This window comes from Actinotignum timonense, assembly GCF_900155575.1.
GTDB lineage: Bacteria > Actinomycetota > Actinomycetes > Actinomycetales > Actinomycetaceae > Actinotignum > Actinotignum timonense.
Map to the genome: position 1 here is coordinate 634080 of NZ_LT706966.1, position 23852 is coordinate 657931.

Consider the following 23852-nt stretch of genomic DNA (forward strand, 5'->3'; position numbering starts at 1 on the left):
CGGCTTACAAGATCGTTCGGTTCATTAATTGTAATGTGTCCAGCTCGGCCACCTTCGTGATGCGGTCATCCGAAAACAAGCACTGGTAGTTTTCTATAGAACGGAGAGAAAAATGGCCGGCCCACATATCAAAGAGTCACGTTTCTGGCGATATTCCTTGTATGCCATGCCGATTATCCTGCCCTTGGCATTTTGGGCATCGTGGGACATGATTACCGGACCGAAGTCACGAGTACTTCAAATCGCACTCGGGATCGGCTTCGCCATTTTCATCTACATCGATGGCGCGATTCTCTTCTGGTGGAACGCGTGGTGGCAAAATCATTGGAAGACTAAGAAATAATGCCTTCCTCAAGCTCCGCGAAAACCTCTGCTATCGGATAAGAATCTCCGTTGATGGCTTGTGCGTAGCCACGTGCCATCATTGAGTTGAAGGCCTGGTCGTCCATATTTTCCCTCACGGGCAAGCCCTCGGGGAGCGTGAGAAAGAACGGATCATTCTCCATAGCGCTACCTCCCACGCAATCAAATACCCACGTACCGTTTTATTGTGGCACACCGCCGCGAGCGCTGGGAGTGCGGCGGGGGTTAGCACGCGACGCGGCGCAGCGGGGCGTGCGCGTGGTACGACAACGCATTCACGACGCCAGGCCGGGCTGAATCCGGCGCGGGCGGGCATATATAAGTTTCGAGCTGTACTGCATCCGTAACGCAAACGAAGTACAGCCCTGAAAACAAGGTGCCCCACCCGGAGCCAGAACGATACTGACCGAGCGGGGCACCTATTCGCAACACGTGGTTTCAGGCACCACTACCTAACTCCAGCGCACCGCTACTTCACCGCATGCCGCGCGCGGGAACGCCCAAGAACAACCGCGCCGCCGGCCAGCATGAGAAGCGTTGCCGCACCAATAGCGCCGCTCATATCGCTTCCGGTCTCGGGAAGCTTCTGGGTGGGAGCTGCATTCTTCGCCGCTGCTCGCTTCACGGTAGTCGTTTTATTTTCTGCCGCGGAGTGCTTCGCTGCCGGCTTGCCGGCCGGCTGGGAGGGCGACGGCGCGGCGGGTGACTGCCCCGGATTCTCGGGAACCGCAGGGTTCTCCGGCTTCCCGGGCTTCGAACCGGGTTTCTGACCCGGCTTCTGCTCCGGAGTCGGGGCCTGCTGACGCGCCAGTTCCAGATCCCGCTGAGCCACCTTCAAGGCAAGCTCCGCCGCGGTCAGCTCCCGCTGTGCTTCACCCTGGGCTTTCAGGGCGGACTCCTCCGCTTCACGAGCGGCCGCAAGCGCAAGCGTCGTCTTAGCGTGAGCATCCTGAGCCGCGCGCAGCTCCGCCTCGGCTGCCTGCGCCTTCTCAGTAGCTAGGCGAACATTCCACTGGCGTTCGTCATAGGTATTCGACGCATCGGCGAGCCGGGTCAATTCGGCTTGCTTCTGGGCAGCAGTCGCACGCGCAGCCTCAAGGGTACGCACAGCTTCCGCCGCTGCCTCACGAGCTGTCTCCGCAGCAGCCTTCGCCTTAGTGGCTGCTTCCTTGGCGGCATCCGCGGCGGCCTGTGCAGCGGTCATATCCTTTTCGGCCTTTGCGAGTCTCTCCGTGGCCTGCGCCCAGGTGGGTTCAAGTCCCGCGACGCGTTCCTTGAGCGAACGCACCTTCTCGGTAGCATCGCTGGCTGTCTTATTAGCCGCATCGCGCTTACCCTCCGCCTCACGTACCGGAGCTTCGGCTTGCTCAAGTGCTTGTTTCTGAGCGGCAACGGCGGCGTTCATTTTATCTTCCGCCGCTACCAGCGTATCCCGCGCATCGGCAACCGCTTTCGCTGCATCCCTTGCTTTTTCAGTAGCCTTTTCGGACTCAGCCTTCGCAGTTACGAGTTCCTCTGCCCGCTGCTCCGCTGCGGCCGTCGCCAGCTGTACTTGCCGCTCCGCTTCTTCCTTTGCGGTTACGGCCTTCTGATGCTCATCTTTTTTCTGCTGCGTTTTGTTACGCGCGGCTTCTAGTGCAGCCACCGCATCTGCATGAGCCGTCTTTGCGTCCTCAAAAGCCTGCTGCTTTTGAGCGGTTATCTTCTCAGCTTCCTCGACCTTTTGTTTCTGTTGATCTACCAAGGACTGCAGCTCGGTATCCTTCTTCGCCAACTCCTCAAGATTTTTGAGCTGTTCGCGCTTCATCTTCTCGATCTTTTGCGCATCTGCTAGCGCAGCCTCGGCATCTTTCTCGGCAGCTTGCTTTTCGGTCACCTGAACACTAAGAGGTCCCTCAGCCTGCTCAAGCTTCTTGGCCTCGGCGTCCAATTCCGCAGCCGCGCGCTCAGCTTCCGCCTTAACCGCCTCTGCTTCGGTCACGGCTTTCTTCGCAGCCTGATCCGCTTCGGTAGCAGTGACCATCGCATCTTCTGCCTTGCGAGCCTCCGCTGCCGCGGCATTCTTCTCCGCTTCCTTTTGCTTGACAGCATCCTGCGCGGCCCGGACCGCATCCGATTCCTTGCGGACCTTCGCAACTTCAGCCTCAAGCACCTCCTCGTGCTTAGCCTTCGCCTGTTCCAACTCCGTCTCAGCCTGCACCAGCGCCTCCAGCGCCGCGGATTTCTGCTGCTCGAGCTGCGCGACTTCCTTGCCCAGCCGCTCCTTATCCGCCCGCGCCGCCGCGGCCACCTCGCGCGCCGTCGTCAGCTCGGCACCGGCCGCCTGCNGGCAATCTCCTTGAGACCAGCGGCTGCCGCATCCGCATCCGCCTGCACCGCGGCGAGCTTCTCCTGCGCCTCACGCACGGTCTGCTCCGCCTGGGCGGCCTCCGTGGCCGCGTTCTGCGCCGCCGCCTCCTTGCGCTGGAGCTCCGCCTTCGCGCGAGTTTCAGCCTCGGTGCGCTGCGCGGTCGCCTCCTGTGCCTCCTGTAGCTTTTGCTCAGCCTTATTCTTTTCGACGACGGCGCCATCGTGCTCCGCCTTCTTTAAATCGCGCAGGTTGATCGCGGCATCGCGCTCATTTACGGCTACGTCGTGATCCTGTTCGGCCTTGTTGTACTTCTGCTCTTTGACTTTCACGTCTGCCTGGAGGGCTTTGAGTTCCCGACGTTCCTTTTCCAACTTATCTTTGAGGCCCGTCGGATCGAGCTTCGCAGCGCGTTCCACCGCCTGAACCCACAGTTCACGCTCCGCTGCGTCGTTCTTTGCCTTCTCCCACAGTGCCTTAGCCCGCTGCTTGGCTTTATCAAGACGATTCGCCTCGGCGGTCTTGGCCGTTACATTCGCTTCGAGCGGCTCAAGCTCAGCAGCCAGCTGCTCTACTTTCTTGGCAGCGGCACTGACATCTGATTCAGCTGCGGTTTCGGCCTTCTGGGATTCTTGGAGGTCTTTGGCTGCGGCAACCACCGCGTCCTGAGCACGCAGGGCTTCCTGCTGGGTGGTTTCGCGGGTGGCGGTTTTCCCTTCCGCGGCCTGGGTGGCCTGTGCCAGCTGGCTAGCGGCGGCGTCGACCTTCCTCTGCTCACCTTGAACCGCAGCGTCGCGTGCGCCTTCGGCCTTGCGTAGGTTTTCCTCCGCCTCGGCCAGCTTGGCCTTCGCGGCAGCCTCCGCGGCGCTGAGCTGCTCGACTTCCTTGGCGAGGCGAGTCTTATCGGCCTGGGCGGCGGCTTCGGCAGCTTCCGCGCGAGTGAGGGCCTGCGCGGATTTCTCCGCGTCGGCGGTTTTCTCTCGGAGCGTTTCCTGCTGGGCTTTCAGGTTTGCAGCGGCCTGCTGGGTCTGCTTAGCTGCGGCGTCGCGCTCGGCGGCAGCGGTTTTGGCTTGAGCCGCGGAATCCTTCGCGGTTTCCTGGGCCGAGGGGAGCTGGTCCTTGGCGGCGGTACCCGCTTCTTTTGCTTCATCGACAGCGCGCTGCGCGGCCACTTTCTCGGCTTCGGCGGCACTGAGCTTGTCCGCAGCGCTCTTCGAGGCCGTGGCAGCTGTGGCAGCGGCGGTTTCCGCATTTTTCAGGTTGTTGTGTGCGGCGGCGGATTGGGCGGCGAGGCGATCCACCTCAGCCTGCTGGGCCTGGACCGCGGCGCGCGCGTCGGCGACTTTCTGCTCCGCCTGCTCGATATTTCGCTGCGTTTGCGGGGTGCTGGCCGAGGCACCGGAGCCGGAGAGCGGGTGGGCCTGCGCGGCGCCGGCGGGCACGAGGGCGACGGCGACCCCGGCGGTGAGAGCGGTCGCGAGGGCGCGGTGAGTCTGGGACCTCATCGTGATCCTTTCGGAATATGTGTAGGTGAGCCTGGCGCGCGGGCCAGATTGAGGACGTACGGGACTAGTTAAGAGCAGAAAATCCGGATCGGGCTTGGATTTTTCTGGGATTTCCTCAGGAGCGCTGCCCCGTGTCTGCCAGTGCGGGGCAGCGCTCCTACGGTCGCGCGAGGCTCTGTGTTATTTCGGGTTTTTGCAGTTATTTCGCGGCGTGCCGGGCGCGGGAGCGGCCCATAACCACCGCCCCGCCGGCGAGCAGCAGGAGCGTGGCCGCGCCGATGGAACCGAGTGCCTCGCTGCCGGAGGCGGCCAGAGTCGGTTTGGCGGGTGCCTGAGCAGGCGCAGAAGTGTCCTGGCGCGCGGCCGGGGCAGCAGCGGCCTGCGGCTGTGCCGAAGGTGCAGCGGGCTTCGCAGCGGGAGCCGTGGGAGATTCGGGCTGCGCCGGGGTGCTCGGCTTCGTATCGGGCTTGGTCTCCGGCTTCACGCCAGGCTTGACTTCGGGTTTCACCTCGGGCTGGCCGGGCTTCACCTCCGGAGCGCCGGGCGTGGGTACATCCGGCTGCGGAGCCGGCTTCACACCCGGAACATCAGGCTTGGGTGCGTCCGGCTTTGGCACATCGGGCTTCGGGGCCGGGGCCTGCTGGCGCGCCAAGGTGAGCTGCTGCTCGGCGGCATGCAAGGCGACCGTCGCCGCGCCAAGCTTCTTCTTCGCTTCAGCCTGCGCGGACTGCGCTTGCTGCGCTGCTTCGCGCGCCGCCGCGACAGCCTGGGTTGCTTTTTCATGCGCAGCCCGGGCCTGCTCTGCTTTTTCACCGGCAAGCCGAGCCGCCTCGGCAGCCTGCTGCAGGTGCTTCGCGCGCTCGTCGTATTTCTGCGCGTCGGCGATCAAGCGCTCCAGCTGAGCTTGCTGCTGGGCAGCAGCCTTCTGCGCATTCTCCAGGTTGCGAGCGGTTTCCTTCTCAGCTTCGCGCGCGGCTTCTAGCTTCACGTTTGCATCGCCGAGATCCTTCGTAGCTTGGAGGGCCGCCTCGCGCGCGGTGCTCGCATCCGACTTGGCCGCGGCGAGCTTCTTTTCTGCATCAGCCCAGCCTTGCTTCAGCCCGTCTACCTGGCCCTTGACGTCAGCCAGCTTCTTCGCGGCTTCCGTATGCTTATCACGCGCGTCATTATGCGGACCCTGGGCAGCCGCCACCTTTTCATCCTGCGCAGTTTTGTTCTGCTCCGCCGCGGCGTTCGCCTCAGTCAATTTCTGCTGGGCTTTTTGCAAGTCGACGTTCGCCTGCGTTACTGCTGCATCTGCTTCCTGCGCGGCGGTTTTCGCCTGAGCAGCCGCCTCCTTTTTGCGAGCAACCTCCGTGGTGAGATCCTTGGCCACCTGCTGAGCATCCTTCAACTTCTGCCCAGTCTCGTCCTTTTTAAGGATGGCCCCAGAGCGTTCTTCCCGCTTCTTCTCGAACTTTGCGAGCGTTTCATCGCGCTGAGCGGCCGATGCCTCATAGGCTTTCTTAGCGTCGGCATGCAACTTCTGCTTTTCAGTAACCTGTGCTTCCAGTTTTTGCAGATCGGCGCGGTGTTCTTCGAGACGCGCTCGCAAAACCTTCTTCACATCATCACTCGGAGCGGTTCTAATCGCTTGTTCTACGTTTTTAATTTCTCCCCGTTTTGACGCTACCTTGCTTTGCGCTTCATCAAGCTCCTTTTTCGCATTATCCATCGGAGTCTTGAGCTTGCCAGCAGCCTCGACCTTCTGCGCTGACTCTTGCTGTAACGCTTCAAGCTCGGTAGCCAGCCGAGCTTCTTCCTGCTTCGCCTTTTCAGCCGCAGCCCCGGCTTCCGCCTGGGTTTTCTTGGCCGCCTCCAGCTTCAGCTCGGCAGCTTCGTGCTCTTTCTGGGTACGTTCCATTTCTTGCTGAGCAGCTACCCGCTCCGCAGCCTTCTCCTCAGCGAGCTTCATGGCCGCGGCTACCGCGCCGGTTTCGGCATCGACCTTGGCCTTGTCCTGCTTGAGCGCCTCGTCGCGCTCGGCTTCGGCCTTGCTCAGCTTCTCCTGCGCTTCGTCCAACTTAGCCTGAGCAGCCTTTTCCGCTTCGGTCAGTTGCTTGACTTCCTCATCCAGGCGCTTCTCCACGGCCTTAGCGGCAGCTTCGGCTTCTTCGGCCTTCGCTAACGCTTGATTGGCGGCTTCCACATCCGCGGCCTTCTGCTGCGCCAGCTTCTGCTGCTCGCCGAGTTTCTCCGTTGCCCGCTCCAGATCGGCAGTCGCTTCGTCATGCTTGGTTTTCGCGGCATCGGCGCGCTCGGCCGAGTCCTGCGCCTGAGCGCTGGCCTCCTGCAGCTGATCCTTGGCGGCCTGGCCCGCTTCTTTTACCTCTTCAACAGCCTGCTGCGCGGCATCGCGCTCTTTCTGGGCGGCACCAAGTTTCCCTTCAGCTTCCCGGGTAGCAGTAGCAGCGGTGGCCGCCTCATTTTCCGCTTTCTTGAGGTCATCCTGCGCGGCGGAATTCTTCTTGGATGCCTGATCGAGTTCCGCCTGGCGATTCTGGACTTCCACCTGCGCCGCGGCCACATTGCGCTCGGCTTCCTCCACGCTCAGCACGGGACGCGCGGCATCGGCCACGGGTACCTCGCCAGCTCCGGAAACCGGCTGGGCCTGTGCGGTGCCGGCCGGAACAAGTGCAACGGCTACCCCAGCGGTGAGAGCGGTAGCGACGACGCGGTGAGTCTGGGACCTCATCGTTATCCTTTCAAGGAATATACATCTAGGTGAGAGTGGCACCCTTTGCCTGGGCCACGATTTTACGGGGAACAGTTAATGGCAGAAAAGCCAGATTCGGCTTGGAATTTTCTGGGATTTTCTCGGGAATGCCACCGCATTTTCGCCATTCAACGCCCACAAGCCCGCAAATAAGCGGATTATTGGTTAATTGCTATTATTTACATATACCCGCATGATTATTCCTTTAACTAGCGATCGGGCCTTCCGGCCCATGCGGCCCCACCCCACATCACCCCATTTTGTGGCGCAGGTTACTGGAGCGACGTAGACTGGCGGTGGTGCAGGTTCACTCGCAGGCCTGGTGGCGCCCCGCTGCTGCGGCGTCGTCGTACCAACAACCACGCGGGTACGCACGCCTGCATGAAGGAGGTAACCATGAAACGTTTCGCGCTTGTGCCCGTGGCCTGTGCCGCGGCGCTACTCTTCAGCGCGTGTTCGGGCAGCGCCACGCAATCCGCGCCGCCGGATGCCGCGAGCGCACCCACACAGGCGCCGGCAGAGACCGCGAGCACGGATTCACCCTCGCGCTGCGCACCCGCGGAAATGGCGACCACGCTGGAGTATCAGGACGGCGGCGCCGGGCATAGGTATTACGTGCTGCGGGTGGAAAATACCGGCCGGGTGCCGTGCTTCATTCCGGCGCAGCTCGAGGTCACTCCCATCAGCGCCAACGGGAATATGTTTACCGAGCCGGCGCCGGCGACCAGCGCGACCGGGGCGGATGTGGTGCTGGGGCCGGGCGAGCGGATCGCCATGGAGGTGGACGCTATTAATCCCGGCGCGCTGTGCCCGGGGAAAGAGGTGCCGGACCTTGATCTTGCGGTGGGGTACACGGGCACCAGCGTGTATTCCGTTTCCCACGGGGAGCAGATGAATTCGTGTTCGTCCGGGGAAGCCACGGTGAAGGTTGGGGATTTTGAGGTGGAGTGAGCGCGGTTGCGACGAGGCTGCGGCGCGGGAACTGGAGCGAAACCGGCGCGTGGGAAACGGCGCGAAACTACTTGGCAACCTCGCACAGTGGATGGTCGGTTCCCCCGCCCGCCTCAATTTGTTCCATCGCATCAAGCAAGCGCCGAGCATTGCGCGGCGAACGCATGAGGTAGACCGTTTCGCGCAGGGAGGTGTACTCGTCCAGCGCGAGGATCACCACGGGCGGCTGGCCGCTGCGGGTGATGACCACCGGTTCGTGGTCGTCTACCGCGGATCGCAGAACGTCCGCGTAGTTCGCCAGCGACTCTGAAGACGTCATTGTTTTCATTGCGCACCCCCGGGTATATGCGTGCTATCTACCCGTAGAATAACAGCTGTGCAGCGTTGCACACGCGGGCGCCGCCCGCCGATCCGCGAAGGAGAACCCATGAAACGATTCGCTCCCCCAGCCCTGGCCCTCGCNCACCCCCGCGCGCACACCCGTCACCGCCGGCGCCACCCCGAGCACAAACCTTTTCGAAATCCGGATGGACGATCTGGGCGCCACCACCCTGGGCGGGGTGCCCGTACGCGGCGTTATTTTCACGAGCAGTATCCGCCGCGCCGGGCCCGAAGCGGCGCCGGAAACTCCGTCGGTCACCTTCGCGTGGTACGACGGCGCCAACCGGCCCATCGCCCAGATCATGCCCGAGGATTACCGGCATGGCAGCGCGCGTGCTCCCCGAGTCGACGTGGTGGATATGCAGGCGGACCAGATCTCCCTGAGCTGGGCGCCGCTGGATAGTTTCGGTGGGCAGGCCAGCGTGCGTGGGCGTTTCACGTGGAACGGAAGCGCGTGGGTCCAGGATCAGGTCGAGTACACGCTGGCCGATGGCAGCGTCGTCGTGCAACCAAAAAACGCCGAGCTGGAAGCGCTCGCAACGGCGGAGAAGGCGCGGGAGACCGGGATGTCCGGCGAGCTGGCCGGGCGTGTATTCACGTCGGATACTCGGATCGCCGGGTGTTCGCTGCGCGGGCCGGACTCGATCACGCACTTCCCCTACGCCTCGTTTATTGCGGATAACCGGGCGGATGTGCCGGCGGGTGGCGCCGCGCAAGCTGCGAGCGGCGAGCGTGGGCGCTCCTACTGGATCGGGGAGCCCGCGGAAACCAAGCCGGCGGCATCCACCGATATTCTGTGTGCGCTGGATGGAAACGAGTTCGCCATTTTGGGCGGCAACCGGCGCGAGGCCGCGCAGCTGGTCCCCGAAACCCCGACCAAGCGTTTCGATTCCTACCTGGTGTTGGAAGGCAACCCAGCCGGCGAGGCGCGGCTGAAGGAAATAGTTGCTGCGGAGAATCCGCGATAGGCCGACGCTCCAACAAAGTGGTACTCCAGAACAGAAAATTGGCCATTGATTGTAGCTCCAGTACCACTTTGTTCGCCCCACACCAGTAACGGGCTCGGCAGACATGGCGAAGGCCGGGGGTCCACGCTCCCCCGGCCTTCTGAAGACTCTCGCGCTAGAACAGCGGATGGAATGGGAACCATCCGGGTTCATCTTGGCTGCGACTGAGCCTGTCCCCAGGAGATAACCAGTCTCCCGGCAGCGGAACGGGTCCACGCCTCCCGTTGCTTTCCGCTGACATGTTCTATATAACCCGAGGTTCCCTAAAATACCATGCACCAAGGCTGGAATTTTCCTGGGAATCTGAGACCGCTTCACCGCACTTGTTAAAGCTAGATACAATAGCCGTTGTTTGTAATACGCCGGGCGGACCCGGCCAGGCCAGCAGAGCCCGGCGAAGCCTCGCCAGGCTCACGCGGGCCCAGCCAGGCCCAGCCGAACCGCGCGAGCCCAGCACAACCGGGCCCGCACCCCGGCCACACATATCGCGTTCCAAAGAAGGGAAGAGCCGTGCCGCATATGAACGTCGAGTCCTTCAACCTCGACCACCGGAAAGTTTCCGCACCTTACGTGCGGGTTGCCGATATCAAACACCTGCCGCACGGGGACGTCCTCACCAAATACGACATCCGCTTCTGCCAGCCCAATAAAGAACACCTGACCATGCCGGTCATCCACTCCATCGAGCATTCCTTCGCCGAATACTCCCGCAATCACAGCGACGCCGTGGTCGATTTCTCCCCGATGGGCTGCCAAACCGGCTTCTACCTGCTGCTGGCCGCCGAACCGAACGTACCCGCCACCTGCGACCTAGTGGAACAAACATTCCGCGATATCCTGGCCGCCACCGAAGTTCCGGCCGCGAACGAAGTCCAATGCGGCTGGGGCGCCAACCACAACCTCAAAGCCGCCCAGGAAGCGGTAGCCGCCATGCTCGCCGGGCGTGAAACCTGGGAACAGGTGATGGCCAAGTGAGCCCTACCCGCACCCGCTCCCTCGCCCCCGGCAAGACCCGGGCACGCGCCCTCATTATCGCAGCTCAAGACGAAGAAATCGTGCCGGTCCTCGCCGCCCTGCGCGCCGAACCTTTCTACGCCACCACCCCGGCCACCGCCGAATCCCTCCAGCCCATCTTCCCCACCGAACTGCGCGGGGCATCCGGCGTGAACGTCCCGACCGCCCTCGGCCCGATTCTCTGCATGCGCACCGGCGTCGGCCTGGTCGCCACCGCCTGCGCGCTCGGCTGGGCACTCTTCCGCTACCGCCCCGAAGTCATTATCTCGGCCGGGTCCGCCGGTGGCCTGGCTGCTGATATCCGGGTGGGCGACGTCGTCGCCGGAACCCGCTACCGCTACGGCCGCGCGGACGCAACCGTCTTCGGATACGCACTCGGGCAGGTCCCCGGCGCCCCCGAATTCTTCGAAGGCGATGCCACCCTGCTCGCCGCCGTCCCCGAGAACATCCGCCGCGGCGAAGTCCTCTCCTCCGACGCCTTCGTCACGGCCGCGAACGTAGAAGACACCCGCACCCGCTTCCCCGACGCTCTCCTCACCGATATGGAATCGACCGCCGCCGCGCACACCGCCGCGCTCGCGGGAATTCCCTTCCTCACGATCCGTTCCGCCTCCGACCTGTGCGGCCCGCAGGCCGGGATCGACTACCACATCGGCATCGACGAAGCCGCCGACCTCTCCGCCCGCGCGGTCACGGCCACGCTCGCGCGCCTCGCGGAAATCACGCCGTGGCTCGGCACCTCCGCGGGTGGCTCGCGCGCCCGCCGCCTCACGCCGCGTTTTTCGCACCTCGCGCTCGAAGCCGCGATTCTCTACATTTTCGGCCGTATCCACACCCCTGAGGGCGACGACGCCGCGGCGCCCGCCGCCTCACTTGACGCGGAGATGGTTGCGGATGTGCGCACAGCGCTCGAAGATTCTGAGCTGGACGTGGACGAGGTGCTCGCCTGCATTGCCCGGGCCCAGGGCGCGATTGCNGCGTTTGGCCTTCGGAGCGCATCGAGATGACGGCGTGGCCGGCGTAAGCCTCCACGTAATCGACGCGCTCGCCTTCCTCGGGCACGAAAATGGGATCCCATTCTTCCGGGGTGGAAGTGCGCAGCGGCGCGGAAGCCACCTCGAAATCGGGGCGGTTGGCGTTGTGGACGATGAGGACCTGGTCGCCGGCCGGTTCGGCGGTGTATTCCAGGCCCTCGCGGCGGTCGAGGATCTTGACGCGCTGCTCGATATTCTCCGTGGAAATAAACCGCACATCCGAGGAGGTCACCGAGGCGGAGCGGATAATAATCCACTTGCCGTTGCGGGATTGTTCGTGATCGACGGAGAAGCGCTCGTCGTTTTCCTGGAAGAGGATCGTGTCGTTGAAATCGCCGATGCGGTGGAGGTTGACCTGCCACTGGCGCCACGAATCGTCCACGCGGGAATAGGCAACCGCGCTGGAATCGGCCGTCCAGGCCAGGCCGTAGCCGATATTGCGCACCGAATCGTCCACGATCTGGCCGGTTTCGATATCGAAAATGCGCAGGGTGAAATGCTCATCGCCGGTGAAATCCACGCTCATCGCGCCGAGCTTGCCGTCCGGGGAGGGCATGAAGCCGCCGCAGAGGAAGAATTCTTCCCCGAGGGCGAGCTCGTTGCCGTCCCACACCGGGAATTCCGGGAAAGACGTGTTGAGGTCCGGGCGGGCGGCGCCGCGCGCGGGGGTGCGGAACATCGCCGGGTACTGCCGGTCCTGGAAAGTGCGCCGGTAATACCACCAGTCCCCCACGCGGTAGGGCAGGGCGCGGTCGGCTTCCTTGGTGCGCGCCTTGAATTCGGCCACGAGGTTATCGCGCAGATCGCCCAGCCCCGCGGTTTGCTCCCGGAAATAGGCGTTTTCGGCGTCGAGGAGCGCGCGGACATCCGGATCGGATTTATCGCGCAGCCACTCGTAGTTATCGACGTAGGTGTCGCCGTGGAAAGTACGTTCGGTAGGGATCTTCTTCGCAATCGGGCCGATAGTCATGGAGGGATTCTACTGGAGATGCGGGGGTTGTTGCGTGGGGGGCGGTTGGTGGGCGTGGGCGTTTGGCGAGCGCGGGCGGGCGCTATTGCGCGGCATCGTACGCGCGGGTCTGTGTGGTACGACGGCGCAGTTTAGGCCGACGGCGCAGCCGCCGGCCAGCGCGGACCCCGCCACGTTAGCGGGCGGAAGAGAGTGGGGACCTCACAAACCTCAGCAGTCACACCAGCACCTGGGGAGGGAGCATGTGTTGTCCGAGGTGTACTTCGCATGTACGACATCCGAAGTACACCTCGGAAAAACAACCCGTGCCCAGCGGAGAAAACGGAGAAAATGAGGACCGGCCCTGGACTACTCCGGGGAGCAGCGGAACCGGTCTTGATAAGGTACATCCTAGCAAATTTAATTTGGAAAAACCAGAATCTTGGATCAGAAAGAAAGGAGAACCTAGCGGCGCTTACGTCCGCTAGACCCTCCTTGGACATGATGGGAGACCTTGTTCCCACCTTCTGCGCGTTCAATATTACCCAAGAATCCAGCAAATATCTCCTAGATTTTGCTGTAGTGGAACCTTCCCTACCACCACGTCAATTCCGGCATTCCCGTGAAGAACTCAAGGTGCTTTCACTGTGAGTAATTCAGCGCTCCACCTATTCATCAATCCCATCATCTAGGAACGTCATCATTGCCGCCATAACGTGAGTTCCTGCCATTTGTTCGGTGCCCCCATATGGCTTATAGGTACGGTGACCACATCGGGATACGTTGCTAATACAGCTGGTAAAAGGTCTCTATCTCCAATATTGAGCACCCCCAGCAAGTACTGAATCAAGGTGAGCTGACCGAAGCAGCGACTGGCCGCTGCCCGAACAACATCCAGTTCAGGGTGCACTCCAACCTTTGGAAAACGCGGTTTGAGGGTAAAGACGCGATTGAAAATACGCGCATGGTGAGCGGAATAGTTGCGCATGATATTCAGCGTTTTAATCCATGATGTGAATTGGACTAATGTCAGTCCGGCTCGGGCCGCAATAAGATTACGCACGGTAATCGGCGAGAGTTCGTACAGGTGAGTAAGCAATCCCCACCCCATGATCTCCACACCAGCCCAAATGGGAAGCTCACCGCCGTACTTGCGTCGGTGATGTTCGACAAAATCTTCACGCGATCCCGATAGCTCTTTGTCATATCTGGCACGCCACGCCAAATACTGGCCGGAAGGTGCTGTACGCGAATTTTTCTGGTGGGCCAACGGGCCTAACAGTTCAGGATGTAAATGAATAAGTGGGTCGATGCGGCCCAGTTCGTGACCAAGCATTGATCGCAATGCAAGCTCAATGGTGGTGAGACAAGAGAAAACGGCAGATCGTAAACGTTCGTCAAAGTTGTAAACCTCCACGACATCATGGAAGCTAGTACCAGGAACGAAATCATCTAGGCGTTGATTCTTTTTATCGGACGGTTGCCTGAATGAATACCAATAGCCCGATAAACGATAATAATTCACCCGTTCCAAAACAAAACGCGCGTATGCAGGATCGTCAATACGCATGCCACGAGAGCACAATAGGGCTATCTGGTCGCCATGCGTTTTGAATACTTTCGTTGCCTGAGTCATGTTCGCTCCTGTGCTTCCATGCTCGGTGAAGAAAACGAGGACCGGCCCTGGACTGCTCCGGGGAGCAGCGGTACCGGTCTTGGTGAGATAACTCTACCAGATCATCAAGAAAACGCAAGCCCGGATTCCGAACGGAAACTACGCGCGGTTAGCCGCGGCGGGAGAATTCGCGGGAGCGGGCGACGGCGAGGGAGTCCACCAGCTCGTTGGCGGCGTCGCCGGCGTGGCCCTTGACCCACTCCACTTCGGTGCGGCCGGTGCGGGCCTCGTAAAGATTAAGGAGGCGCTCAACGAGATCGCGGTTCTTCACCGGTTTGCCGTCCGCCTTCTTCCAGCCCTTCGCGCGCCAGCCGCGCGCCCATTTCGTCATCACATTAATGACGTATTGCGAATCAGCGCGAATAAGCAGCGGCGCCTGGGCACCGTGCTGGGCCGCCACATATTCCAAGCCCTCGATAAGCGCCGTCAGCTCCATAATACTATTCGTGGTGCGGGCCGCGCCTCCACTGTTCCGCGCCCCGCTGAGCTGCTCCACCCAGGCCCAGCCGCCCGGCCCCGGATTACCCGAGCACGCCCCATCGGTGGCGAGCACCGCGGCAAAACCCGGGCGGGGGCTGCCGACCGGGCTACCGCCACCGGCCGGCTGGGCCGGAGCGGGGCTGGCTGCGGCGTCGTCGTACCCCTCAACCTCTTCATCCACGCCCGCGAGCGGCAACACACCCTGCACCTCGTTATCCACAGGCTCCGCAGCGCCGGTGCCGCTCGCATCGGTATCCACAACCGCGCGCAGCAAGCGCTCAGAATCCGCGTGCCACAGCGCCCCGCTTTCGCGCCCCACATCAGCTAAACCGTGGCGGGAAGCGAGCGGCGAGGGCGCGGCGCCGTCGGCCAAACCTAAAAGTTCGAGGGCGGCGAGGGTAGTGAAGGTATCCGTGCCGCAACGTTCGGCCAATTCAGCGGTTGTTAACCAGGTTGTCATAGCTTTAGGTTAGCGTGCCGGGCGGCGCGGCCACGCATTCCCCGGGGATACCGCGAAGTTATCCACAGGGGCGGGCGCGGGCGCACGCGGCCACGGGCCCTGTGCATACGCGCACGAAAACCGTTTCTGCCCGGTACCCTTGTACTAGGGAACCCTGTTCGGACCCAGAATAAGGAGAATAATGCTCAACCTAGCTGAATATCGCGACGCCCTGAAGCTCGACGACGAGTGGCCCGCGCCCGCCGCCTCGAAGCGCACCGACCGGGAACTTTTTGAGATTGCCTTCGGCGGCCTGGAAGGCAACCTGGCGAAAATGACCGACCGGGAGCTCTTCACCGAACTCAACCACCGCCTCATCCAGCGCGATCCTGAAGAAGTCAGCGAGGAGGTCTCGCGCGCGATTGACGTGCTGCTGTACCGGCTGTCCGGCTACCTGGGGCGCACCGAGGCCCGCCACCTGGCTCGTATTTCTGACATGATGCCGGAATCCGAATACCCCGCCCGCGACAAGACCGTGATGTGGCGCGGGGATGCGCGGGAACTCGTGGTGGACGCGGTGATCAACGGGGCGCGCCCCAATCTGCTGGGCTACCGCGATTACAATAAGCCCTCCATTGACCAGGCGATTCACGGCCAGGCCGGACCGTGGCTGCGCAATGATTGCGCCACGCTGTACTCGATGTCGGATCGCGAACTGGAACCGGGCGAAGCGGCGCTCACTCGCGGGTATCGCCTGCCGGCGCGCTACGTGCTCCACACCCTGCCGCCCACGGTGGAAGGTGAGGTCACGGATGCGGATCGCGCGGCGCTGGCCAGCTGCTACACTCGCTGCCTCGACCTGGCGTCAGAAAAGGGCGATATTACTTCGGTGTCCTTCTGCTCGCTGGCCACCGGCCATTCGCATTTCCCCTTCGCGGAAGCCACGCGGATCGCGCTGGATACCGTGGCGCAGTGGCTGCACCAGAATCCGCGCTCGAATGTGAATCTGGTGGTCTTTGATATCTTCGCTGATGAAGATGCGGAACATTTCGTGCGCACGATTGAGCGCTGGGTGGAGGAATAATGAGCCAGGGAACTCCTGACTCCGTGGATCGCGGCCAATCTGGGTTCCAGGGTCAGTACGGTACGCCCGCAGCGGCGGGTTCGGGTGCGGGCGTGGGCCCGGATCCGAGCGTCGGCGCAGCCGCGGGCGCTGGTACCGGCCCGGCTTCTGGCACGGGCGCTGCTACCGGCGCCGCCCCGGCGTGGCCGCCTTCCACACCTCCCGCACCTGCTGGGGAAGAAGAACAGCATCCCAGCAGCCGCGGGTTCTGGGTGATGATCACCGTGCTGGCGATTATTGCCCTGGTGGTTTTCGCGGTGCTGCTTACCCTCGGTTCGTCCAACGGGCGTTTCGGGGGCAGCGCCGCACCGCATCCCACCGCAACCGCCACCGCGCCGGCCGCCCCCGGCGCAGGGCAAGGCACTCCGGGCCAGGGCGGACTGAACACCACGCCCGGCCCCGTTGAGACGCGCTACACCCAGCTCGCCACGGATCGCGGTTGGGTGGCCGGGCAGGATTACATTCCCACCCAGCCCGATGAGATTCGCACCCAGCTCCAGGCCCTGCCGCAGCTGGAAACTGCCTCCGGGCAAACCGCCGGGGACCCGAAGGCCCCCGTGCACGTGACGATCTACTCCGATTACGCCTGCAGTTTCTGCAATAAACTCCACGCCGAATCCGTGCCGCAGCTCCTGGAGCTGGCCAATAAGGGCGATATTTACCTCGCGTACGTGCAGGTCCCGATTTTCAAGGACACCGTGTCCAGTGATCGCGCAGCCGCCGCCGCGCACGCGGCTGGATTGCAAGGCAAGTTCTGGGAGTATTCTTCTCTTCTTTTCGACGGCGCAGCTGCCGCCGGCCACGACCCTGACAAAGCACCGTCGATGTTCTCCGATGAAAACCTCGATGCTTACGCCACCCAACTGGGCTTGGACGTGGAAGCTTTCCGGGCCGCGCGTGACAGCGCGGAAACCACCAGCTTCATTGCCGCCCAGGAATCCTTGGGGCTAGAAACCCTCGGCCTGCGCGGCACCCCCGCGATTATTATCAACGGCACCGCGAGCACCGGCTACCAGCCGCTCACCGCGATCACCAATACGATTGAGCTGGAAAAAGCGCTGGTAGACGCGGCGAGTTAACGGGTTCCGCGGAGCTAATAGCTTCGGCGGGCTAAACTGCACAACCGGCCGAAGCGCCTCGGCGGGCTAAACCAAGCTACACTTAACGAACGCATCATAAACAACTGATAGAAAACGGAGTATCCGTGGTACGTGCCCGACGCTAAGCCCTCCCTTTCCGGCGAGGCCGCGCTCTAGTAATACACGGCGTCTTGGTGACTAACCGAGACGCTCCGTTTGGGCACCTTTATTCCTGGTATCCCAGTATCTCATTATCGAGCACCGCTATATTCGCGCCCCGCACCGGCGCCACTTGCGCCCGGCGCCTCTGCGCTCTGCGGACTCGGCCTCTCCGGTATGCACATTCACTAAGGCAGTCTTTGCATATTTTGGAGGTAAGCGTTCATGGATACCCCTATCCTCAAAGCTATCGGGGTAGAAAAAATCTACCCGAAGAAATCAACACCGGCCCTGACCGGGGTGAATCTTGCCCTGCACCCGGGCGAACTGGTCGCCGTTATCGGCCATAACGGAGCGGGAAAATCCACGCTCTTCGATATTCTGGGCGGGCTCATCAAGCCCACCCGCGGCACGGTCACCAATTCGGTGGCCGAAAGCGCTATCGGCTGGTGCCCGCAGCGCGAAATTATCGACTGGTCCCTCACCGTGACGCAGAATATTCTGCTGGGCCTCGACCTACGGGTAGGCCGCTGGCATCGCCGCGCTGATATTGAGGGCGTTGCGGAGGTTCTGGGCCTCTCGCAGCTCCTTGACCGCACCGCGGAAACCCTCTCCGGCGGGGAATTGCGCCGCACCCAAATCGCCCGCGCAATTATCGGTAACCCCAGCCTCATGATTCTGGACGAGCCAACCACCGGCCTGGATCCCGCCGGCATCGACACCGTGTTCAGCTACCTGCGCTCCCGGGTGACGGAAGGGCGAACCGTGCTGGTGAGCACGCACGAAACCTCGAAGTTTTCCGAGTACTGCACCCGCGTTATCGCTCTGCGCGGCGGTCGCATTATTGCCGATATGCCGGCCGCGCGGTTCATGGCCCACTGCCCCGGAAGCACCGACCTCTGGGAAGCCCTCAAAGCATACGAAGAAGGAACCCCGCTCCCATGAAAAAATCACTTATTCTCACGAAGTACCATATTGCTTCCCTGTGGAATTGGCGCGGCGTTTACCTCGGCCGCATTGTCGAGCCGCTGGCATATTTCGTTTTTCTGGTTGTCGGCATTTCCGGGATGCTCGGTAACGCCCAGAGCGGGAGCTACCTCAGCTACGCCTTCACGGGCATCGTCTGCCTGCTCACGTTCCGCGCTTTCGGCTACGCCTCTTCCGACGTCGCCAATGACAGAAAGTGGGGCGTCTACGCGATTTTCATGATGCAGGGCGGGAAGGTGTGGACCTATCTCGCCTCGATTTTCGCGGTGATTTCCCTCGTGTTCCTCGTGCAAGTCGCCGCGGTCACGCTAGCTTACCTGGGTCTTTCGTTCGCGGGCGGAACTAGCGTAAACGCCACCGCGCTCCTTTCGGGAACGTTCATCGCGCTCCTCGTTGTGTGGGGCTGGGTGAGCCTCGGCGCGGCGGTAGGTGCCCTGGTGAATAGCTACGCGGCGCGCGATATGCTCGCCACATTCACCACGCTGCCGGTGGTCCTCTCCGCCCCGCTGTTCTACGAGCTCAGCTCCGCGCCCACGTACCTCCAGGTCATCGCGCGCTGCAACCCGCTCACGTATCACGTGCAGTGGATGCGCGCACCGGCGGCTGCGGATGTTGTGTACGCACTTCTCTGGGTTGGAACGACGACGGCGCTAGCCCGCTACGCCCTCAGCCGCGCAGATAGGCTCAGCTCCGAGCGGTAACCTCCCCGGCCCGGCGGCGCGGGCATTCACGAATGCGCACTAGACCACGCGCCTCGCGCAGCGAGCGCTGCGCCGCCGGGCTACCCCTTCCGTACTGGATCGTGCTTCCGCACAGCCCAATGCAGCGCGGGCAACGCGAAGAGGATACTGACCAACACAACTATCCACAGCAAACCATAATCGTGGTGCACGATAGCGGGAGTGAATGGCAATCGGTCCATAACCACCAGCCTGCCCATGACCGCAGCTGCCGCGACCGTCACAACATAGGATCCCAATAGCGGAGCGATAAGCCTGACTCGGGCGCGGATACCGCCTCCGCCCAAGTCAATCAAACGCCGCTCAATTGCTTGATCAGAGACAATAGCAATCGTCATGCTGCAGAGCACGATTCCCGCTGTAAGGAGTGCTACGAGGACCCGAGTTATCGCCTCTGCTCGCAGCTGTCTGTCCTCCGGAGCATCCGGATCGGTAACAAAGGCGAAAGGCGCCTGCGTCAAAATCGTTGAACGGACACCGTCCCGAATGTCATCAGATAGCTCGCCAAAGCCAAAAATTGTGATGCGGAAAAGGCTGGGATCCGTGAGCCCGATCTGACTGACTAACGGATCATCGGGAGCCAAAATAAGCCCGCGGAAAACGTTGTTACTCAGCTTCTCGTCTGGAATAACGTTATCCACAACCCACATGTTGGTGACCGTTGGATCAGATGCGCTGAATTCAACGACAACCACTTTTCCGTCCGGGCTGACCATATGCGCCGGCGCGTGATTGACAAAATCGCGGTCTTTCATATTTCCGGAAGCGAGAAAAACACCGTCCATATCGATCCGGTTACATTTATCCAAGCGTGCGCCAATATCGAGGCAATCCGCACCGTCCAAGGTCACCAAGCGGTACATTCGTTCCCCATTTTCAGGTTCGCCAAAAATACTTGTCTGGGTCGCGATCTCCGGGAAACGCGACTTCAGACTCACCACCGAGGCTTTCGAGGCATAGGCTACTTGCAAATAGCTGTCTTCACCGGCAATCTCCCGTGTGATCCAGTTATTTTGGAGGGCGACGGCGCTACTGAAAAGCGCGGCCGAGTAACTCGTAACAAAAACTAATCCGAGGGCAACCAGCGCAACCTTATGCAAGCGCGCACTGAGCTTCGCGAAAATGGTGCGCCGCTGGAAAGCGAGCGCAAGATAATAGCCCAATGCCGGGATGGATAATGCTCCCGACACCAGCGCGAGCTGATGCCCCCAGGGCAGAATATAAAGCTGCCGGCAGGCGATGAAAACCGCGGTTACCGCCAGTCCGCACACCCCTAAGATCCCGAGCTTTCGGTAGGAGAGTTCTTCGTAGTAGTCACGCCGCTGCCACCTGTGAGCAAATAGCGTTGCGGCCGCACTCACGAATGTGGCAAGAACAAAGAGCAGCAATAAAACAACGGACCCTTGCGCGACATCTGCGGTAAATGGTCCGGTCCATCTTTCTTCATAAAAAACGCCAACCCGTTCCGCACTACCAGCAACAATCAGTTGGGTTACCGTCCACCCGATCATCCCACCGATCACCATGGTGAGCCCGGTCGATAATGATGCATGGAAGGCCGCATTGAACGGGGATTCGCCAAGCGACCGAAGAACATTATGGACAGAACGGCGCCGCTGCCTATCAGCTGCAAAAACCGCGAAAACAACAGCGCACACAACAAATACCCCGACAAACCACGCGACATAGGCCGGGATGACCTGGTAGGCTATCGCGTTCTCGGAAGCGCGATGCGCTACCCTATCAGGCGTTGCCACCTGCGCCTGGCCTTGCCCGAGTTCGTCCGCAAGCGGCATGAGCGGATCATCCGTCAGCCACGAATCCGCTCTTCCCAAAATCTCCGTGCTATCAGTGACCGCTATGACGGTGTGGTCGCGAATAGAAGCCGGATTTTCGATTATCCCAACCACGCGAAATGTTGCAGGAGAATTTTTCCCTTCTCCTTCAAGATCCGCGAGGGCGATATCTCCGCCTAGCTCTATGTCGAGAAGACGGGCAACCTCGCTACTCACTGCAACCTCGCCCGCAGAAGCCGGGTGGTTTCCCGCGATTAACATGCCCATGTCCCCCTGACCGCTCAGGTAAGTAACATCGGCCGTTGTTGCGGCATCATCAGTTTGGCCCTGTCGGGCCAAGATATTTGCGCGAGAGTGGATAACAGCAACGGCTTTTCCGTTGCTTTCGAGCTCTCTTAGATAATCTTTGACATTTTCATTTCCGGAAACTCGCTGCGCATACGAACCAAATGATGCCCGCGCTTGGCGGATCTGAACCTGATTGTGCGCATTGAAGAATGTACCCAGACTTGCTGCAATCATCGTAAGAAGAATCGCCACAATAAGGGTATACAAAGCGCGCCGCGGTTGATCAACCAGCATTTTCCAGACGAGGCGAACGCGTTGCTTTCCCATGGTCACCTCTCTACGACAAGCCGATGATCCCGAATACGCACCACGTGATCGGTGTGCCGGGCGAAAGCCTCGTCGTGGGTACCCGCTATGACCGTTAAGCCTTCAGAGTGCGCAAGATCGGAGAGTAACGTAGCTATGCTCGCAGTGTTATCAGCATCGAGGGCACCGGTGGGTTCATCGGCAAGAAGAAGCAGTGGCTGCCCACTAACAGCGCGCGCGATGGCGACGCGTTGTTGTTCGCCCCCGGAAAGCGTGTCTACCCGGCGGTTTTTGGAGGTTTCCAATCCAATCCGGGCAAGAAGTTCTTGTGCGTGTGTGCGATCTGCAGGAGTAGCTTTACCGGCAGCTATTTCTCTTGCTAATAAGATATTCTCGATCGGGCTTAGGAATGGCACCAGCAGATAATCTTGGAAAATTTGCCCAATCAATCGTGAGCGCAGTTCTGGAATATCAATGTTTTCCAGGTTTCCTTCCCCGATGCTTATCGTTCCTGCTCCAGGAACCAGCTGCTTAGAGAGTAAGCGAAATAATGTTGTTTTCCCAGAGCCGGACGGCCCCATGAGGCTATAAAATTTACCCTTCTCAAAAGCCACGGACGCATTCTGGAAAATAACCCGGGTTTCGTTCCGAGAAGTGTAGGAAAAACTCAGATCCTCAATGCGAATTCCCATATTCCCTCCCCGATTGGTAGGAAGAATATCCCGGTGGGCGAAGTAAACATAACGCCCACCGGGATCATCTACTGAATTTTATCGACGTGCGTAATCAACACGGGCGTCACGGGGCCACCCCTTCATTGTCGATGACCATCCGAGAGTACGATAAACGGTGTTAGTAGCGGTAAACCATTTCGAATGAAAATCCGGAGCGATAGCAATATCAAGGGTTACACGAGCTTTTGTGTCGGCATTCAACGAATAGCACTTGCCCGCACCGAGAGTATACCCAACCCCATTTTCAAGCCATGCCTGGCAGTTTCCTCCCAACGCTTGAGCGCCAGTGCTCGGCAGCGATAGCACTCCGGCAATCGCAATGATGCCAGCGATAAGCACCCGCTTAGTTTTACTTTTTCGAATCGGCTGATGTTCCATAAGGTTTGACATGTTTCCTCCTCCAAGTACCTCATTGAACTTGTAGCATCCCATCACATCTTCATCGAATTATGATGTTATTTACAGCTTAACAAATACGGTCCATTAAATGCAACACTCGGAATTAGTGCTACTAACTTTAACCCGGCGACCCAAGCAATAGGATAAGCCGAGAGGCACGGAAAGCAGGCTCATGCGCCACACATAAGCCTCTCCTAGGTTGAATTGGTCGAAGCTTCGGCGGAGTCCGCACCCATTCAGCGTATACAGCAGGAGCCGCCCGCGTAGCGAACGGCCCCAGATACTCCTTCAACATCGTGGTTGATGAGTGATGTCAATCTACCATGCGAAAGGCTGCCCGGGCTGTTTCTACGAATACCTCACCAGCCCGCCCCAGGCGTGCTTGCTTGCTCCACGCCAACACACACCGCAAACCAACAAGCCAATCAAGGGGCACAAACACCAAACCAGAACCACCACCAGAATTCGCGGCCCCGATCATACCCGCGTTCTCCGCAACGGCATTCTCCAAGACGATAGCCTCACCAACCCCAGCCTCAACCAGCCGGCAAGCCACCCGCCCAGACCCATACCGGCCCACCACATCCAACTGGTTTTCCTTATCCAACCAATACCCCAACTCCCGACTACCCTCGCTCGGTAACACCAACGCCCGCTTCGTAATATCCGCACGCCGCACAGACTCGCGCCCCGCCACATCACTACCAGCCCTAACCAGGAGTCCCCACCGGTCCTCACCCGGCAACGCCAGTGTCTCCCACGACTCACACTCCCACGAGGCATCCAACACCGCGAAAGACGCCCCGCCCTCGGCAAGCATGCGAGCCGCTTGCTCCCGCCCACAAGCCCGCAACTCAAAACTAATCCCCGGATACTCCTGCCTCACCCGCCCCATCACAGTCGCGAGACTCTCCAGAGCACTAGACTCGCGTCCCACAATCACAATCCTGCCCTGTGGGTCATCCACCGCATCCCTTATCTCGCTCACGGTTTTATCCACAAGCCCAAGAATCTGGATAGAACGCTCAACCAAGAGCCAGCCCGCAGCCGTGAGCTCGCTACCCCGCCCGGCCCTCTGGGTGAGCCGGTAACCGACTTCTTCTTCTAATAACTGGATACGTTTCACAACCGCCGCGGTGGTACACCCACACTGGCGGGCTACCGCGTCCATTGTCCCAAGCCTCGAATACGATACGAGGGTTTCTAATAACTCAAGCCTCACCACAACACCCGTCTTCTAACACCACAAAAGCCACCCGCCCACACGACCTACACGCGTTCACTACAAAATGGGGAAACTACGCCGTCCCCACCCGCCCCAGCGCAAGCAAAACTGCACAC

General features: G+C 60.8%; 19 protein-coding genes and 1 pseudogene. 9 read left to right on the forward strand and 11 right to left on the reverse strand.

Annotated elements, in window-relative coordinates; genetic code table 11:
- The first annotated feature begins 112 nt into the window (after positions 1 to 112).
- Entirely contained in the window at positions 113 to 343 is a 231-nt protein-coding gene (locus tag CZ322_RS02665; protein WP_087070103.1) for a hypothetical protein, read from the forward strand.
- On the opposite strand, the gene CZ322_RS02670 is transcribed toward CZ322_RS02665, so the two are convergent.
- From CZ322_RS02670 to CZ322_RS02685, 3 genes are all read right to left on the reverse strand, one after another.
- Entirely contained in the window at positions 333 to 506 is a 174-nt protein-coding gene (locus CZ322_RS02670; protein ID WP_087070104.1) for a toxin-antitoxin system protein, read from the reverse strand. The two genes, CZ322_RS02665 and CZ322_RS02670, sit on opposite strands and share 11 nt — an antisense overlap.
- Before the next feature lie 326 nt (positions 507 to 832).
- Entirely contained in the window at positions 833 to 2653 is a 1821-nt protein-coding gene (locus CZ322_RS02675) for an LPXTG cell wall anchor domain-containing protein (protein WP_087070105.1), read from the reverse strand.
- A 1761-nt stretch (positions 2654 to 4414) separates the two neighbouring features.
- A complete protein-coding gene (locus CZ322_RS02685; RefSeq protein WP_087070107.1) occupies positions 4415 to 6949 on the reverse strand; it encodes a hypothetical protein in 2535 nt (844 codons plus the stop codon).
- A gap of 417 nt (positions 6950 to 7366) precedes the next feature.
- On the opposite strand from CZ322_RS02685, the gene CZ322_RS02690 reads away from it, so the two are divergent.
- Positions 7367 to 7921 carry a DUF4232 domain-containing protein gene (locus CZ322_RS02690; protein ID WP_159454979.1) on the forward strand — a complete coding sequence of 185 codons (555 nt, stop codon included), beginning with the start codon at positions 7367 to 7369 and terminating at the stop codon, positions 7919 to 7921.
- A 67-nt stretch (positions 7922 to 7988) separates the two neighbouring features.
- Here the strand turns inward: CZ322_RS02690 and CZ322_RS02695 are convergent, their stop codons facing one another.
- The gene (locus tag CZ322_RS02695; protein WP_307886365.1) at positions 7989 to 8240 is read right to left on the reverse strand and encodes a type II toxin-antitoxin system Phd/YefM family antitoxin; all 252 of its coding nucleotides are present in this window, start codon (positions 8238 to 8240) and stop codon (positions 7989 to 7991) included.
- 208 nt (positions 8241 to 8448) lie between these two features.
- On the opposite strand from CZ322_RS02695, the gene CZ322_RS02700 reads away from it, so the two are divergent.
- The 3 genes from CZ322_RS02700 (at position 8449) to mtnN (ending at position 11330) form a co-directional block, all read left to right on the forward strand.
- A complete protein-coding gene (locus tag CZ322_RS02700; protein WP_087070110.1) occupies positions 8449 to 9270 on the forward strand; it encodes a hypothetical protein in 822 nt (273 codons plus the stop codon).
- 558 nt (positions 9271 to 9828) lie between these two features.
- Positions 9829 to 10284 carry an S-ribosylhomocysteine lyase gene (locus tag CZ322_RS02705; RefSeq protein ID WP_180948688.1) on the forward strand — a complete coding sequence of 152 codons (456 nt, stop codon included), beginning with the start codon at positions 9829 to 9831 and terminating at the stop codon, positions 10282 to 10284.
- A 224-nt stretch (positions 10285 to 10508) separates the two neighbouring features.
- Positions 10509 to 11330, forward strand: coding sequence for a 5'-methylthioadenosine/S-adenosylhomocysteine nucleosidase (mtnN, locus tag CZ322_RS10450; RefSeq protein ID WP_459543373.1), 822 nt, complete (start codon positions 10509 to 10511; stop codon positions 11328 to 11330).
- A 31-nt stretch (positions 11331 to 11361) separates the two neighbouring features.
- Here the strand turns inward: mtnN and CZ322_RS02715 are convergent.
- From CZ322_RS02715 to CZ322_RS02725, 3 genes and pseudogenes are all read right to left on the reverse strand, one after another.
- Positions 11362 to 12327 (reverse strand): annotated as a pseudogene (locus CZ322_RS02715) (S9 family peptidase); the annotation flags it as partial.
- 679 nt (positions 12328 to 13006) lie between these two features.
- The gene (locus CZ322_RS02720; RefSeq protein WP_087070113.1) at positions 13007 to 13942 is read right to left on the reverse strand and encodes an Abi family protein; all 936 of its coding nucleotides are present in this window, start codon (positions 13940 to 13942) and stop codon (positions 13007 to 13009) included.
- Positions 13943 to 14090: 148 nt separating this feature from the next.
- Positions 14091 to 14921, reverse strand: a complete 831-nt coding sequence (locus CZ322_RS02725) for a ribonuclease H family protein (protein ID WP_087070114.1) — start codon at positions 14919 to 14921, stop codon at positions 14091 to 14093.
- 181 nt (positions 14922 to 15102) lie between these two features.
- On the opposite strand from CZ322_RS02725, the gene CZ322_RS02730 reads away from it, so the two are divergent.
- From CZ322_RS02730 to CZ322_RS02745, 4 genes are all read left to right on the forward strand, one after another.
- The gene (locus CZ322_RS02730) at positions 15103 to 15984 is read left to right on the forward strand and encodes a macro domain-containing protein (RefSeq protein ID WP_087070115.1); all 882 of its coding nucleotides are present in this window, start codon (positions 15103 to 15105) and stop codon (positions 15982 to 15984) included.
- Positions 15984 to 17102: a DsbA family protein gene (locus CZ322_RS02735; protein ID WP_087070116.1), complete on the forward strand. Its 1119-nt coding sequence runs from the start codon at positions 15984 to 15986 to the stop codon at positions 17100 to 17102. The genes CZ322_RS02730 and CZ322_RS02735 overlap by 1 nt, the downstream gene beginning before the upstream one ends.
- Positions 17103 to 17486: 384 nt before the next feature.
- A complete protein-coding gene (locus CZ322_RS02740) occupies positions 17487 to 18206 on the forward strand; it encodes an ABC transporter ATP-binding protein (protein WP_087070117.1) in 720 nt (239 codons plus the stop codon).
- The gene (locus tag CZ322_RS02745) at positions 18203 to 18949 is read left to right on the forward strand and encodes an ABC transporter permease (protein WP_087070118.1); all 747 of its coding nucleotides are present in this window, start codon (positions 18203 to 18205) and stop codon (positions 18947 to 18949) included. Before CZ322_RS02740 ends, CZ322_RS02745 begins: the two co-directional genes overlap by 4 nt.
- Positions 18950 to 19029: 80 nt before the next feature.
- On the opposite strand, the gene CZ322_RS02750 is transcribed toward CZ322_RS02745, so the two are convergent.
- From CZ322_RS02750 to CZ322_RS02760, 4 genes are all read right to left on the reverse strand, one after another.
- Positions 19030 to 21399: a hypothetical protein gene (locus CZ322_RS02750; RefSeq protein WP_087070119.1), complete on the reverse strand. Its 2370-nt coding sequence runs from the start codon at positions 21397 to 21399 to the stop codon at positions 19030 to 19032.
- A gap of 2 nt (positions 21400 to 21401) precedes the next feature.
- A complete protein-coding gene (locus CZ322_RS02755) occupies positions 21402 to 22070 on the reverse strand; it encodes an ATP-binding cassette domain-containing protein (RefSeq protein ID WP_087070120.1) in 669 nt (222 codons plus the stop codon).
- A gap of 78 nt (positions 22071 to 22148) precedes the next feature.
- Positions 22149 to 22502 carry a hypothetical protein gene (locus CZ322_RS09825; protein ID WP_143231820.1) on the reverse strand — a complete coding sequence of 118 codons (354 nt, stop codon included), beginning with the start codon at positions 22500 to 22502 and terminating at the stop codon, positions 22149 to 22151.
- Positions 22503 to 22824: 322 nt separating this feature from the next.
- Positions 22825 to 23736 (reverse strand): LysR family transcriptional regulator, encoded by a 912-nt coding sequence (locus CZ322_RS02760; protein ID WP_087070121.1) that lies wholly within the window; start codon positions 23734 to 23736, stop codon positions 22825 to 22827.
- Positions 23737 to 23852: the final 116 nt, after the last annotated feature.